This window comes from Azospirillum sp. NS33 (assembly GCF_059703765.1).
In genome coordinates this window covers 96,580-110,127 of sequence record NZ_BAAKJB010000024.1, presented here as the reverse complement: position 1 = coordinate 110,127, position 13,548 = coordinate 96,580, and the positions used below count along the sequence as shown (strand labels likewise).

At 74.9% G+C, this 13,548-nt stretch carries 13 protein-coding genes; 8 read left to right on the top strand and 5 right to left on the bottom strand.

All coding sequences use genetic code 11. The annotated features are described in order from the left end of the window. The first annotated feature begins 382 nt into the window (after positions 1–382). Together AC6H2I_RS20620 and AC6H2I_RS20615 are read left to right on the top strand one after the other, a co-directional pair. Positions 383–2,560 (top strand): VTT domain-containing protein, encoded by a 2,178-nt coding sequence (locus tag AC6H2I_RS20620; protein WP_497502582.1) that lies wholly within the window; start codon positions 383–385, stop codon positions 2,558–2,560. Continuing rightward, positions 2,557–3,369, top strand: a complete 813-nt coding sequence (locus AC6H2I_RS20615) for an endonuclease/exonuclease/phosphatase family protein (protein ID WP_497502581.1) — start codon at positions 2,557–2,559, stop codon at positions 3,367–3,369. The genes AC6H2I_RS20620 and AC6H2I_RS20615 overlap by 4 nt, the downstream gene beginning before the upstream one ends. A gap of 12 nt (positions 3,370–3,381) precedes the next feature. Here the strand turns inward: AC6H2I_RS20615 and AC6H2I_RS20610 are convergent, their stop codons facing one another. From AC6H2I_RS20610 to AC6H2I_RS20595, 4 genes are all read right to left on the bottom strand, one after another. Then, positions 3,382–3,579, bottom strand: a complete 198-nt coding sequence (locus tag AC6H2I_RS20610; protein WP_497502580.1) for a hypothetical protein — start codon at positions 3,577–3,579, stop codon at positions 3,382–3,384. A gap of 53 nt (positions 3,580–3,632) precedes the next feature. Beyond that, a complete protein-coding gene (locus AC6H2I_RS20605) occupies positions 3,633–4,727 on the bottom strand; it encodes a COX15/CtaA family protein (protein ID WP_497502579.1) in 1,095 nt (364 codons plus the stop codon). 66 nt (positions 4,728–4,793) lie between these two features. Further along, positions 4,794–5,393 (bottom strand): DUF2249 domain-containing protein, encoded by a 600-nt coding sequence (locus AC6H2I_RS20600; RefSeq protein ID WP_497502578.1) that lies wholly within the window; start codon positions 5,391–5,393, stop codon positions 4,794–4,796. A 10-nt stretch (positions 5,394–5,403) separates the two neighbouring features. Further along, entirely contained in the window at positions 5,404–6,081 is a 678-nt protein-coding gene (locus tag AC6H2I_RS20595) for an NnrU family protein (RefSeq protein ID WP_497502577.1), read from the bottom strand. 165 nt (positions 6,082–6,246) lie between these two features. Between AC6H2I_RS20595 and AC6H2I_RS20590 the strand changes: the two genes are divergently transcribed. From AC6H2I_RS20590 to AC6H2I_RS20580, 3 genes are all read left to right on the top strand, one after another. Next, positions 6,247–6,690: a DUF4398 domain-containing protein gene (locus AC6H2I_RS20590; protein WP_497502576.1), complete on the top strand. Its 444-nt coding sequence runs from the start codon at positions 6,247–6,249 to the stop codon at positions 6,688–6,690. After that, positions 6,681–7,469, top strand: a complete 789-nt coding sequence (locus tag AC6H2I_RS20585; protein WP_497502574.1) for an OmpA family protein — start codon at positions 6,681–6,683, stop codon at positions 7,467–7,469. Before AC6H2I_RS20590 ends, AC6H2I_RS20585 begins: the two co-directional genes overlap by 10 nt. Before the next feature lie 244 nt (positions 7,470–7,713). After that, entirely contained in the window at positions 7,714–8,034 is a 321-nt protein-coding gene (locus tag AC6H2I_RS20580; RefSeq protein ID WP_497502573.1) for a hypothetical protein, read from the top strand. Positions 8,035–8,135: 101 nt separating this feature from the next. On the opposite strand, the gene AC6H2I_RS20575 is transcribed toward AC6H2I_RS20580, so the two are convergent. Next, the gene (locus tag AC6H2I_RS20575; protein ID WP_497502572.1) at positions 8,136–10,466 is read right to left on the bottom strand and encodes an ATP-binding protein; all 2,331 of its coding nucleotides are present in this window, start codon (positions 10,464–10,466) and stop codon (positions 8,136–8,138) included. A 135-nt stretch (positions 10,467–10,601) separates the two neighbouring features. Here AC6H2I_RS20575 and AC6H2I_RS20570 point away from each other — a divergent pair, with 135 nt between their 5' ends. The 3 genes from AC6H2I_RS20570 to AC6H2I_RS20560 all read left to right on the top strand — a co-directional run bounded on the left by AC6H2I_RS20570 (position 10,602) and on the right by AC6H2I_RS20560 (position 13,547). Continuing rightward, positions 10,602–10,901, top strand: a complete 300-nt coding sequence (locus AC6H2I_RS20570; protein ID WP_497502571.1) for a hypothetical protein — start codon at positions 10,602–10,604, stop codon at positions 10,899–10,901. A 97-nt stretch (positions 10,902–10,998) separates the two neighbouring features. Next, the gene (locus tag AC6H2I_RS20565; RefSeq protein WP_497502570.1) at positions 10,999–12,324 is read left to right on the top strand and encodes an agenet domain-containing protein; all 1,326 of its coding nucleotides are present in this window, start codon (positions 10,999–11,001) and stop codon (positions 12,322–12,324) included. Positions 12,325–12,359: 35 nt separating this feature from the next. Next, complete coding sequence (locus AC6H2I_RS20560) at positions 12,360–13,547, top strand: TMEM43 family protein (protein WP_497502569.1); 1,188 nt, start codon at positions 12,360–12,362, stop codon at positions 13,545–13,547. The last annotated feature ends 1 nt before the right edge of the window (position 13,548 follow it).

Here is a 13,548-nt window from a genome sequence, read left to right as displayed (position 1 = left end):
CCGCGAGGCCGCCGGCCAGGGCGGCGCCGACCAGCGCGGCCGTGACGGGCAGGCCGGACGCGGCGGCGTCGATGGCGGCGGCGAGTCCCGGCGGCGCGGCGGCGCGGGCGACGGCGACGAACAGCGACAGGACGGCCGTCCGCATGACCAGCCGGCGGACCGCGGCGTTCAGCATCGCGCCCCGCCGAGGCGGGACCGGGGGCAGTGGCGGACGGCAAGGGGCATGGCGGCGCGGGCGGGGGCGGACGGAACGGCGATCCGGCGACGGTAAGCGCAGCACGGGCGGCCCGGCAAGGAAATCCGCGTCGCGGGCGGGGCGCCGTGGAGCCGCGGCCCCGTCGCGGTGTTATCCTGCGGTAGCGATCACCACACGCAGCCGCCCATGACCGCCCTTCCCGCCGAAACCACCCCGGAGATCGCGCCGCTTCTGGTGCCGGGTGAGACCTGCTGGCGCCTCGCGCACGCCGACCGCATCGCCGTGGTCGTCGACGCGGCCGAGTACTTCGCCCTGGCCAAGGAGGCGATGCGCCGGGCCCGCCATTCCATCCTGCTGGCGGCGTGGGACGTCGACACCCGCACCCGTCTGATGCCCCAGGTGCGCCACCGCGGCCGGCCCGACCGGCTCGGCACGTTCCTGAACTGGCTCGCGGCGACCCGGCCGGGGCTGGAGATCCGCGTGCTGAAATGGGACTACGCCGAGCTGTTCGCGGTCACGCGCTGGCAGAAGCCGCTGTCGTGGAAGCGCTGGTTCACGCACCCGCGCCTGCAGTACCGCATTGACGGCGACCATCCCGCCGACGGCTGCCATCACCAGAAGATCCTGGTGATCGACGACCGTGTGGCGTTCTGCGGCGGAATCGACATCACCGCCAACCGCTGGGACACCCGGGCGCACCGCGCCGACGAGCGTCTGCGCCGCCAGCCCGACGGCACCCCCTACGAGCCGTTCCACGACACCATGATGGCGGTCGACGGCGAGGCCGCACGGGCTCTCGGCGACCTCGTGCGCGAGCGCTGGCGGCGCGCCACCGGGGTGGCCCCGGCCGCGGTGCCGGTCGGCGCCCGCGGCCCCGATCCCTGGCCGGTCCGCCTGCGCCCGCTGCTGCGCGACCGCCGGGTCGGCATCGCCCGCACCGACCCCGCCCACAACGGACGGCCCCAGGTCAGCGAGATCGAAGCGCTGCATCGCGCCGCCATCGCCGCCGCCCGCCACTGCGTCTACATGGAGAGCCAGTATTTCGCCAGCGACGCGGTGGCCGACGCCATCGCGGCGCGGCTGGCCGAGCCGGATGGCCCGGAGATCGTCGTGGTCAACCCGGTCCGTACCCCCAACGGCATGGAGAACGCGCTGATGTCGGCGGCGCGCGCCCGGCTGGAAGAGCGGTTGCGCGCCGCCGACCGCCACGACCGCTTCCGCCTCTACGCCGCCGTCACCGACGGCGATCGCTGCATCACCGTCCACGCCAAGGTGCTGGTGGTGGACGACCGGCTGCTGCGCATCGGCTCGGCCAACCTGGCCAACCGCTCGATGGGGCTGGACACCGAATGCGACCTCGCGGTGGAGGCGGGGCCGGGCGACGCGGAGGCGCGCCGCGCCGTGGCCGCGGCCCGCGATGACCTGATCGCCGAGCATCTCGGCACCGTGCCGGCCCGGGTGGCGGCGAGGTTCGCGGCCACCGGGTCGCTGATCGCCACCGTTGAGTCGCTGTGTCCCGCCGCCGGGCGTCGCCTGGTTCCGCTGCGGGCGATGGCCGGGACGGAGGTCGGCGCCTTCGCCGACCTGGTGGCGCAGAGCCGGCTGTTCGATCCGGACCGGCCGCGTCCGACGCTGGCCCTGATCGGGCGTGCCCTGCCGTCGACCATTCCGCGGCGCTGGGGGAGGTGGGCCGCCGCCGCCGCCGCCGCGCTGCTCCTGCTCGGCCTGGCCGCGGCCTGGCGGTGGGGCGGCCTGGCCGACTGGGCCTCGCCGGCCAGCGTGCTGGCGGCGGTGCAGGCGCTGGGCGGGTCGACGCTGGCGCCGCTGTGGCTGGTCGCCGCCTTCGTGGCCGGCGGGCTGGTTCTGTTCCCGCTGTCGGTGCTGGTCGCGGCGACGGCCATCGCCCTGGGTCCGCTGCCCGGCTTCGCGACCGCCATGGCCGGCGCGCTGGCCTCGGCGGTCTGCGCGTTCTGGGTGGGGCGGTGGCTCGGCCGGCGGCCGCTGGAGCGGCTCGGCGGACGGCGCCTCATCCGCGCCAGCCGGGGCCTGGCGACGCGGGGAATCCTGGCGGCGGCGACAATCCGGGTTGTGCCGGTCGCCCCCTACACCGTAATCAATCTCGTGGCGGGGGCGACGCGGGTCCGGTTCCGCGATTTCGTGCTTGGCACCGCGATCGGTCTCACGCCGGGCATACTGGCCCTCAGCCTGCTCGGCCACCAGTTCGAGCGCACGCTCACCGATCCGACGGTGGCCGACGTGGCGCTGCTGGCCGGGGTGGGCGCGCTGGTCATCGCCACCGGCTGGCTGGTGGGCCGGCTCCTGGCCGTCTGGCCGATCCGTAAGAGGGAGGCGAAGCAACCGTGATCCGAGTGAACCCAGAGCGCGTCGCCGAACTGGCCGCGGCGTTGCGGGCTGGTCGCCTGCGCCGGCGCGTCCGTCCCCCGGAACGGCGCGACGGGGCGGTGCCCGAGGGAATGGCGGCGTTCAGCACCGCGACCTGGAACATCCATTCCTGCGTCGGCCTGGACGCCCGCTTCGCGCCCGACCGGGTGGCCGAGGTGATCCGCGGGCTCGACGTCGACCTCGTCGGTCTGCAGGAGGTCGGCTGGCACCACCGGGGCGAGACCGGAGTGGACCAGTTCGCCTACCTGGCCCGGGAGACCGGCCTCACCGCTTATCCCGGGCCGACCAAGCACAACGCCCGGGCCCACTACGGCAACTGCATCCTCACCCGGCTTCCGGTCCGCTCCTTCGGCCCGATCGACCTGCGGGTGCCGCGGCGCGAGCCGCGCGGCGGCATCGACATGACGGTGGACGTGGCGGGGCGGCCGGTGCGCATCGTCGTCGCCCATCTCGGCCTGGACCCGTGGGAGCGGGCCAACCAGGTCGCCCGCATCCTGGCGATGATCGCCGACACGCCGGAGCTGCCGACGCTGTTCATGGGTGACCTCAACGAATGGACGCCGAACTCCGCCCGGCTGCGCCGGCTGGGCGCGTTCTTCGACGACTGGGCCAGCCCGCGCAGCTTCCACGCCCGCATGCCGACCCTGCGACTCGACCGGATCTACGTGCGCGGCGGCCTGCAGCTGCGGGCGTTCGAGGTGGTCCGCACCGCCGTCACCCGCCGCGCGTCCGACCATCTTCCCGTGAAAGCCCTCGTTTCGGTGGCGTGACGACGCTTGTTTTCAGAGCATCGTTGCGAGAAGGATGACAAGCAGGCCCAGCCCGGCCGCGACCGCGCCCCAGGCCAGGGCCCGCTCCCGCGGGCGCCCGCCGACGGCGCCGCGGCGCACCCGCTCGGCCGCCTCGCCGGGGGTGGGGCGGGTGCCTTGGTTCTCCGGGCGGCGCGGGTCGCCCGGCGGCTGAACATCGTCCATCGACATGGTGGTCACCCCCGTTGCCCGGCCGAGGGTCCGGTGCGCGGACCCGGGGGGAGTCAACCCGCCGCGGGGCGCCCGGTTCCCAGCGGCTGCGTCTCGTGCAGCAGCCACACCAGCAACGTGACCACCAGCAGCGCCCCGGCCTGGTGCGCCGCCGCCACGGGAATCCACACCACCGTCAGCAAGGTCGCGACGCCCAGGCCGACCTGGGCCAGCACCATCAGCGCGAGCAGGCCGGCGATCCGGCCGGCGCGCCCGGGCAGGGAGGCGGCGCGCACCCGCCACGCCAGGGCCAGCACCACCAGCGCCGTCGCCAGCGCCAGCCAGCGGTGGATGAACTGCACCGCCGCCGTGTTCTCGAAGGGATTGAGCCACCACGGTTCGAGGGTGGCGATTTCCGGCGGGATCCACGCCCCGGCCATGGTCGGGAAGGTGTTGTAGGCATGGCCGGCGTCGAGGCCGGCGACGAAGGCGCCCCAGACGATGGTGACCGCGACCATGGCCAGGGCGACCCCGGCGTGCCGGCGCAGCGGCGCGGTGCCGTCGCGCCAGCCCGACAGCGGCGCCGGGTCGAGCAGGCCGAGCGCCAGCCGCAGCATCAGGCCGTAGATCACGATGGCGATGGAGAGGTGCAGGGCGAGACGATAGTGGCTGACGTCGGGACGGTCGACCAGGCCGCTTTGCACCATGTACCAGCCGATCACCCCCTGCAGGCCGCCCAGGGCGAACAGGCCCCACAGCCGCGGCCGGATCGCCCTGGGGATCGCGCCGACGGCCAGGAAGCCGACGAAGCCGGCCAGGAACACGAAGCCGATCAGCTGCCCCCACAGGCGGTGGAACCACTCCCAGAAGAAGATCTGCTTGAACCCGTCGAGGTCCATCCACGCGTTGTAGACCCGGTATTCCGGCGTGGCCTGATAGAGGCCGAACACGCGGTTCCATTCCGCGTCCGACAGCGGCGGCAGGATGCCGATCAGCGGCTTCCACTCGACCATCGACAGGCCGGATTCGGTCAGGCGGGTGATGGCGCCGATCACCGCCATGGCGAACACCATGGCGCAGCAGGCGAGCAGCCACATGGCGACGGGGCGCGGCGCGGTGGCGTGGTGCGGCGCGGCGTGGCGGGCGGCGGGAGCGGCGAAGGCGGTCACGGACGAGGCAATCCCGATGGGTGGGGCACGGACACACCCGCAACATGGGGGATCGGTGGTGCGGCGTCAAATCCCCTCGGCCCGCGCCCCCTCTCCGTCGGCGCGCCGGAGGATCACCCGGACCTCGGCACCGTGGGTCTGGCGGCCGACGCAGGTCCAGCCGCGCGCCTCCAGCTCCGGATAGAGCAGCACGGGGTCGCGGTCGTGGTGCACCATGATCATCTCCGCCGCGCCGCCCTCGATCAGCCGCACCACCGCGGTGATCGGACCCGGCGGGGCGAGACCGCGCAGCTCGATGTGGGTGACGTGGCCCTCCCGCCAGGTTTCGCCGGGCAGCCGGGGGGCCGGGCCGGCGTCGGGCCCGCCGTCGGCCGCGCCGTCGGCGTCCGCCGTCTCGGCGCCGCCCTCGCGGCGGAAGCAGATCCGCCAATGGCCGGGACCCTGGGCGCGCCCCAGCGAGGTGAAGCCCCGGGCCGCCATGACCCGGCGCAGCGGCGACGGATCGAAAGGCGCGTCGAGCACCAGGAAGCCGCCGGGGGCCACCGCGGCGGCGGCGGCCATGACGGCGCCGAAGGGGTCCCGGCCATCGGCCAGCAGGGGGCGGACGTCGAGGGGGGCGCCGCCGCAGCGTTCGGCCTGGACGAACCAGTCGGTGTGGGAAGTCATCGTCGGTGTCTCACGGCAGCCAGTAGAGGGGATCCACCCCGAACAGCCAGGGATGGGCGTGGAGCAGCGCGCCGTACGCGGCCAGCGCCGCCAGCACCGGCAGCGCCCCGATCTCGCCCAGCGCCAGGCGCTGCCGCCCGGCCAGGATGGCGGCGAACGGGACCACCGAGGTGGTGGCGCGGGCGTGCCGGGCCTCGGCGGTGCCAGCGTGGCGGAGCACCCAGTCGTTCTTGGCGATGGCGAACAGCGCGATGGCCGCCATGGTGGCGAACAGGATGACCCGGCGCAGGTCGCCGGTGGCCTGGAGGTGCAGCAGCGCCCACAGCAGGATACCGACGCTGCCGGGGCAGCGGGTGACGCGGTAGATCCCGGCGGCCGGCCGCGGCGCCCGCGGGTCGCCGGCGCGCCGGGCCAGGCGGGCGACCACCAGCAGCAGGGCGAGCGGCATCAGCGCGGCCACCAGCACCGGCGCCCAGGACGCCGGGACGAAGACCCGGCCCCAGACCTCGACGCCGGCGTACGCGTGGGCGAAGAGGGCGAGCGCCGCCAGCGACAGCAGCGAATGCAGGACCATGAAGCCGGCGCGGCCGATGCGCGCGATCAGCGCCGGCCGCACCCCCGGCCAGGAGGGCACGGCGTGGCTGGCGAACAGGGCGGCGGCAGCGGCGAGGTACAGAGAAACGGGCATGGCGCGTGTCACGGCATCGAAGGGTGCGTCCTTTGAACACGAGATCGCCGTCCCGCGTCTTGACGGGCATCAAGCGGCGCGTCGGGGCCGGAACTTTCCTGCGATTGCCACGTTGCTCGCCGCAACACCGTTTCGGCCCGACAACACCGAAGAGGAACACGGATCATGACCTGGAGTCCTTCCACGGGCGGACGAAGCCTGCTCGCCGCCGCCCTGCTGTCCCTGGGCGTCGCCGCCTGCGCCGGCGGGCCACCGCCGCCCACCGCCGAGATGGGCGCCGCCGAACAGGCCATCGGCACGGCCGAGCGTGCCGGCGCGCTCGAACACGCCCCGGTCGAGCTGCAGAGCGCCCGCGACAAGCTGGCCGCCGCCGACGATGCCATGCGGGACGACGAGCGCGTCGAGGCGCGCCGCCTCGCCGAGCAGGCCCGCGCCGACGCGGAGCTGGCGACGGTGCGGGCCGAGGAGGCCGCCGCGCGCGAGGCGGCGGTGGCGGTCGGTCGCGACGTCGGTGCGTTGAGCGGCGCGTCGACGGCGCCGGCCATCCCCGGCGGCTCGACCTACCCGCCGGCCGCTCCGTCCGGGCTGGGAGCCTCGTCATGGCAGTGACCCATCGACGCGCCGTCCGCCGGGGCGGTGCCCTGGCGGCCGCGACCCTGGCGGCGGCCCTGGTCGCCGGCTGCGCCTCGGACGCCGGCAATCCGACCGCGGTGATGCAGGCGCGGGAGGCCTACACCGCGGCCGCGACCGATCCCGCCGTGGCCCGTGCGGCCCCGCTGGAGCTGCGCAAGGCGGAGGAGGCGCTGCGCGCCGCCCAGGCCGCGCAGGACGCCGGCGAGGATGCCGAGGAGGTGACCCACAAGGCCTACGTCGCCACCCAGCAGGTCGCGGTCGCCCGCGAGACGGCGTCGCTCAAGGCGGCGCGGGAGACGGTCGCCGGCGCCGAGACGGCGCGGCTGCAGGTGCGCAACGCCGAACTGGAGCGCCAGATCCGCGACCTGCAGGCCGAGCAGACCGAGCGCGGCCTGGTGATGACCCTGGGCGACGTGCTGTTCGCCACCGGCCGCGCCGATCTCACCGCGGGCGCGCTGGACCGCGTCGACCGGCTGGCCGCCTTCCTGCAGCGCTATCCCCAGCGCACCGTGCGGATCGAGGGCCACACCGACAGCACCGGCGGCTCCGCCACCAACCTGCGCCTGTCAGAGCGCCGGGCCGAGGCGGTGCAGCAGGCCCTGCTGGCGCGCGGCGTCAGCCCGTCCCGGGTCGTCGCGGTGGGCTACGGCGCCGCGCAGCCGGTGGCGGACAACCGCTCCGACGCCGGCCGCCAGGCCAACCGCCGCGTCGAGATCGTCATCCCCGACGACGGCCTGGTGGCGGAAACCCGCTGACGGCCGGCGCGGCCTGCCCGCCGGCCGCCGACCCGTGGCCGGCGATCGAGCGGTGGACCAAACCGACGATCGACCCGAGGGGGGCCGGACCAGGCCCCCCTTTTTCGTGCCGGTGACGGATCGGCGCCCCGGGTGTTGGGTGATGGGAGTCCCGAGCCGCGGGGTGGACGCACGGCGTCCGGCGTCCCGCCCGGCAGGCCCGGGGACGGCATCGCAACCGACAGCATCGACCTGGGAGAACACCATGCGCAGCCTGATCATCGCCTCCGTGTCGGCCCTGGCGTTCACCGCCGGAACGGCCCTGGCGGGAGACGCCATGGACAAGGATCACAACGCGGCCGCCGGCGCGACGGGGTGGAGCGATTCCGCCACCATCGACCGCGACACGGGGTCCTTGGACAGCAACACCGCCACCAGCTCCGACGTGTCGCCGTTGTTCGACGAGCCGGGGGTCGGCGTCAACTGCCCGCCGGGCCGGGAGAACTGCGCGCCGGGTGACATCGCCGGCGGCACCACCACCGGCATCTCCGGCGGCTCCGACAACAACCGGGGCAGCGGTCGGTAACCTCATCCCGGCCACGGCCATCGCTGCGGACGCCCACGCGCGGGAGACACGCCGTCTCCCGCGCGTTCGCGTCTCCGCCCCTGGGGCTCGGGGTTCGCGGCTCAGGCCGCCGGCGCCTGCTCCTGCCGCTCGCCGCCGGCGGGCGGCGCCATGTGGAGCGGGAAGCGCAGGACGAAGGTGGTGCCCTGGCCCTCCTCGCTTTCCACCCGGATCGCCCCGCGCAGGCGCTTGGTCACGATGTTGTAGACGATGTGCAGGCCGAGCCCGCTGCCGCCGGCACCGCGCCGCGTGGTGAAGAACGGATCGAAGATGCGCTTGCGGTGCGCGGCGGGGATGCCGCAGCCGTTGTCGGCAAACCGCAGTTCGGCCTCGCCGGTTCCGACGCGCGTCACGGCGATGTCGATGCGCCCGGCGTGGCCCTCGGGGAAGGCGTGGGTCAGGGCGTTGATGGTGAGGTTGGTCAGCACCTGGAACAGGGCGCCGGGATAGCCGTCGACCACCAGCCCGGGAGGGCAGTCGACGGTCACCCCGTGCTGCATCTTCTTGAGGCGCGGGTGAAGGCTGGTCAGCACGTCGTCGAGGTAGGCCTTGAGGTCGAAATGCCGCCGCTCCTCGCTGGTCTGGTCGACGGCGGTCTGCTTGAAGCTCTGGATCAGGTCGCTGGCCCGGTGCAGGTTGGTCTCGATCAGGGCGCACACCTCACCGGCGGTGTCGAGGTACTCGTTGAGCTCGGTCCGCCGCACCGCGCCGTCCGCGACCCGGTGCCGGAACTGCCGGGTCGCGTCGGCCAGATGGGTGATGCCGGTGACGGCGACGCCGACCGGGGTGTTGACCTCGTGGGCGACACCGGCCACCAGGGCGCCCAGCGACGCCATCTTTTCCGACTGGATCAGGGTTTCCTGGGCCAGCCGCAGATCGCTCAACGCCTGTTCGGCGCGCTGCTTGGCGGCGTGAGCCTCCTCCTCGGACCGCTTCTGCTGGGAGATGTCGTTGATGGCGACGAGGAACGCCGGCTCGTCGCCGTCGCGCATTTCCACCGCCGACAGCAGCGCCCAGAACGGCCGGCCGTCCGCGCCGACCAGCCGCATCTCCAGGTCGCGCACGGTGCCTTCCTCCTCCAGCCGCGTCAGCAGGCCGTGGGCGTCCCGGGCGTCGGCGAAGAAGCGGGCGTCGCGGGTCAGCGTCAGACGCGCGCCATCGGTGCCGAACAGCGTTTCCGATTGCCGGTTGAAGAACAGCACCGACCCGTCGGACACCCGGGCGATGACCACGGGGAAGGGCGACGCCGACAGGATCGTGCGCAGCCGCGTCTCGCCGGCCTTGAGGGCGTCGGCGTATTCGTGGGTGTCGACCAGCGCCGCACCAAACCGTTCCACCGCCGTGGTGATGGCGTCGATCTCGGCGAACAGGGCCGGCGGCAGACGCACCACCCGGCGCGAGCGTTGGACGTCGGACAGGGCTTCGCTGGCCCTCCGGATCGGCCGCACCACGTGGGCCCGCAGCAGGACGAAGAGCACCAGCTGCACCGCCGCTGCCGCCGCCAGCCCGACGGCGACGACCAGGATGCCATGGCGGCCGTAGTCGGTCAGCAGTTCGGCGATGCGGTCGGTGCCCCAGGCGGCGTCGGCGTGCAGGTTTTCGGTGAGGGCCCGCAGCAGCGCGTGCGCCTTGTCGGTCTCCGCGGCCATCGCCGCCTCGTGCTCCAGCATCGCCCGGCGGTGGGCGAACAGGGCCGCGAAGCCGGCGAGGTCGGCCGGGTTCTCCTGCGGATCCGCTCCCGCCGTCGCCGACAGCACGGGCGCCAGCCCCGCGGCGAGGCTCCGGTACCGGTCCTCAAGCGCGTCGAGATGCGGCGCCGGCGCCGTGACCGCCTGGTCCAGCACCGCGAGCAGGCGGAAGTACGGCACCTGGGCGTCGGGCGACCCGGTGGCCCCGAGTTCGCGGACGAAGCCGCCCTCGGCGCGGGCACGGATCGCGGCCATGGTGGCGGCCAGGCGGTCGATGGAGTCGGCGCGCCGTGCGGTGCGCCGCACCGCGTCCACCGCCTGGTCGAGGCGGGCCCGGAGGTCGGGGGCGACGTCTGCGGCGAAGCGCCCGGCCAGGGCGCCCACCTCGCCCAGGGCCTGCTGGCGGGCCAGGGGCGAGCGGGCGTTGAGCACGACCTCGGCCAGCTGCCCCATGCGGGCGGCGAACACCGCGTATTCCTGCTGCCGGTTGACGCGCGGGATCAGGGTGGTCTCGGCCTCGCGGGCGACGCTCAACACCCGCTCGAAGGCGCCGCCGATGCTCCAGCTCAGGCCGACCACGAGGAAGGCCATGGCCAGCGCCGCGACCACCGCGACGGTCTCCAGGTGCGGCTTGCGACGGTGGACGGGGGGCTTCCCCTCCGGGCGCCGGCCCGCGTCCTGCGCGCCGTGCGGACTGCTCGCCACCCGCTCTCCTCCCTGGCTGCGACGCCGGCCGAGCATAGACGCTGCGCCGGTCTTTGGGAATGCGCTCGACGGGCGGCGTGACCTCTGCCGGGGGCTCCTGTTGCCAGGGGATCGAGATCCGCGCGGAGGCACCCGATGACCGATGTGAAGCAGTCCGTTCACCGCTCGTTTGCCGGGTCGCTGACGCCGCGGGACCTGCGCCGGCGGGTCCAGCGCGGGCGCGGGCCGGCGCTGGCGCTGCGCCGGGCGACGGTGGCGGCCCGGTACCTCTTCCACACCATGCCGAAGGTCGACCGGGCCTGGTGTCCGTACGGCGTGACCGACGCGGTGATGCACGTCGGCACCTTCGCCTTCACCCTGGCGGAGGCGGTGCAGGCCGTCGAGGTCATGGGGGCGGAACGCCGGGGGGCGCGCGGGCCGGGCCCGGCACGCTAGGGGCGCCGCTGCGGCACTTGCCAACGGCCGATGGCCCTGGTGATGTGGTGTCGTGGCGGCACCGGCGGTTGCGCGCCCTGGCAGGACGTGGGGGGCGGTGACCGTGTTCGCTGGTGCGCGGCGCATTGTTGGCGGCCTTCTCGTCGCCGCCGGGGTGTTGGCGGCGCTGCCGGCGCCGGCGGTCGTGATCCTCGACACCACGTGGCGCGAGGAAGGGGGCCGGCCCGGGCGCGAGGCCGAGGGCTTCGCGGCCCATGTGCGTCTCGCCGGGGAGCCCCAGTTCCGTTCGCTCCTCTCGGTCTCCTACGACGACGGCGAGTCCTGGGGTCACGGGTCGGCCACCTGGATCGGCAACGAGGGCGGACGGGCCTACGTGCTGACCTCGGCGCATCTGCTCGACGAGTCGGAGGCCGGGGAGATGCTGTTCCGCACCGGCGACGGCACGACGGTGCGCGGCGAGCGTGCCTGGATCCATCCCGACTACGATCCCGAGGAGGACCGCACGGGCGTCGACGCGGCCATCGTCCGCCTCGCCGGCCCGGTGGAGGACGCGGGGGCGCCCCCGGTCCTCTACGGGGGCGGCGGCGAGGCCGGCCGCACCATCACCTTCGTGGGATTCGGCATGCGCGGCATCGCCTCGGTCGGCGAGGACGACCGCTTCCTGGCCGACACCGGCAAGGCGGCGGCCCAGGGCCTGGTGGAGGAGGCGGCCCCGCTGCGCCGCCTCTCGGCCAAGGTCGACGAGCCGGGCAACTACCTCGCCGTGTTCCTGCCCCGCGAGGACGGCGGCCTCGACAACCCCTTCGGCGGTCCACGGCGGCCGGTGTCGCGGCTGGCCGGGCTTCTCGGGTCGGGCGACAGCGGCGGCTCGGCCTGGATGCCGCTGGGCGACGGCTGGGTGGTGGTGGGCATCAACACCTCCGGCGACGGGGAGGCCCGCTACGGCGACCATTCCTGGTTCGTCCGGGTGTCCGGGCTGCGGGCGTGGATCGGCTCGGTGTTCCCCGCCGCCCGGTTCGCGGGGGAGGGCGTGGCGACGGCGCCGGGTGCCGCGGTCGACCCGGCGCCCGGCGGGTGCCCCGAGCGGGAGCGGTTCTACGTGTTCTCCGACGGCGCGTGGTACCCCGCCCGGGTTCGCGGACCGGGGCGGCGGGCCGGCGCGTGCCGGGTCGGCTTCGACGGCTATGGGGCGGAGGAGGATGCGAGCGTCCCCGCCGACCGCATGGTCCGGTGGTCGGGCGACGGGCCGGGCGCCCCGCTGGAGGCCTGCCGCCCGGGCGTCGCGGTGGTCGTCGAGGAGGACGGAGCCTGGTACCCGGGCACCGTCGCCAGGGAGCGGGCCAAGGGCTGCGTGGTGCGCTATGACGACACCGACTACAAGGACGAGACCCTTCCCCTGTCCCGGCTGCGCGTGCTGCGCTGATCCCCCGGACCCCGCCCCCGAGCGCGAGAGGTGTCATGAGCGGACGTCAGACCACCGACGGCGATGTCCACACGGTGGTGAGCGAGCGGAGCTGGCTCGGCCGGCTCGGCGGGGCGCTGGCGGGGGCGGTGATCGGCGCGGTGCTGGTGGTCGCCGGGGTGGTCCTGCTCGCGTGGAACGAGGGGCGGGCGGTGGAGGCCGTCACCGCCCTCGACGCCGGCGGGCGCGCCGTGGTCAGCGTGGCGGCGGGGGCGGTCGACGCCGGCAACGAGGGGCGGCTGGTCCATGTCGCCGGCGCCGTCGCGGTGGCCGGCCGGCTGGTCGACCCGGTGTTCCGCGCGGGCGGCGGCGGCCTTCTGCGCCTGCACCGCCGGGTCGAGATGCACCAGTGGCGGGAGGTCGAGGAGAGCCGCACCGAGACGGCGGTGGGCGGGCGGGAGACGACGACCACGACGTACCGCTACGTGCGGGAATGGTCGGCGACCCCCATCGAGTCCGGCGGCTTCGCCCAGCCGGGCGGGCACCGCAACCCGTCCATGCCGTACGAGAGCGCCACCTTCGACGCCCGCGGCGCCCGGCTCGGGGCGTTCGCGCTGGGCACCGCCCAGTTGCGGCGGATCGATGCGTTCGAGCCGCTGGAGCCGACGGCGGCGGCCGATGCGGGGCCGCCTCCCGACGGCTTCCGCCGCGTCGACGGCTGGCTCTACCGCGGCGCGGCACCCGACGAGCCCCGGGTCGGCGACCTGCGCGTCGCGTTCGAGGCGGTTCCGGTCCAGCCCGTCAGTGTGGTGGCGCGCCAGACCGGCGACGGATTCTCCGCCTTCCGCGCCGCCGGCGGCTACGAGATCGACCTGGTGCGCCCCGGGCTCCACGACGCCGAGGGCATGTTCCGCCACGCCAAGGCGGACGAGGCGCTGCTCACCTGGGTGCTGCGCGCCGCCGGCTTCGCCGCCATCCTGATCGGCGTCCTGCTGCTGTCCGCTCCGCTGGCGTGGCTGGCCAGCGTGCTGCCGGTGCTGGAGGGGCTGGTGAACGCCGCCGCGCTGGGCGTCGCGCTGATCGTGGCCGTCCCCCTGGCGCTGGCCACCATCGCCCTGTCCTGGCTGGCCTTCCGGCCCCTTCTCGCCGGCGGGCTGCTGCTGGCGGCGGCCGGTCTGGCGGTCGCCCTGCGGCGTCTCGTTCCGTCCCGCCGCAGCGCCGCGACGACGCCGGCGGCGCCATGAC

Bases quoted from the DNA above. Each gene is read 5' to 3' on its own strand.
- AC6H2I_RS20620 (WP_497502582.1), top strand. From the start codon at position 383: ATGACCGCCCTTCCCGCCGAAACCACCCCGGAGATCGCGCCGCTTCTG.
- AC6H2I_RS20610 (WP_497502580.1), bottom strand. From the start codon at position 3,579: ATGTCGATGGACGATGTTCAGCCGCCGGGCGACCCGCGCCGCCCGGAG.
- AC6H2I_RS20600 (WP_497502578.1), bottom strand. From the start codon at position 5,393: ATGACTTCCCACACCGACTGGTTCGTCCAGGCCGAACGCTGCGGCGGC.
- AC6H2I_RS20595 (WP_497502577.1), bottom strand. From the start codon at position 6,081: ATGCCCGTTTCTCTGTACCTCGCCGCTGCCGCCGCCCTGTTCGCCAGC.
- AC6H2I_RS20590 (WP_497502576.1), top strand. From the start codon at position 6,247: ATGACCTGGAGTCCTTCCACGGGCGGACGAAGCCTGCTCGCCGCCGCC.
- AC6H2I_RS20585 (WP_497502574.1), top strand. From the start codon at position 6,681: ATGGCAGTGACCCATCGACGCGCCGTCCGCCGGGGCGGTGCCCTGGCG.
- AC6H2I_RS20580 (WP_497502573.1), top strand. From the start codon at position 7,714: ATGCGCAGCCTGATCATCGCCTCCGTGTCGGCCCTGGCGTTCACCGCC.
- AC6H2I_RS20570 (WP_497502571.1), top strand. From the start codon at position 10,602: ATGACCGATGTGAAGCAGTCCGTTCACCGCTCGTTTGCCGGGTCGCTG.
- AC6H2I_RS20560 (WP_497502569.1), top strand. From the start codon at position 12,360: ATGAGCGGACGTCAGACCACCGACGGCGATGTCCACACGGTGGTGAGC.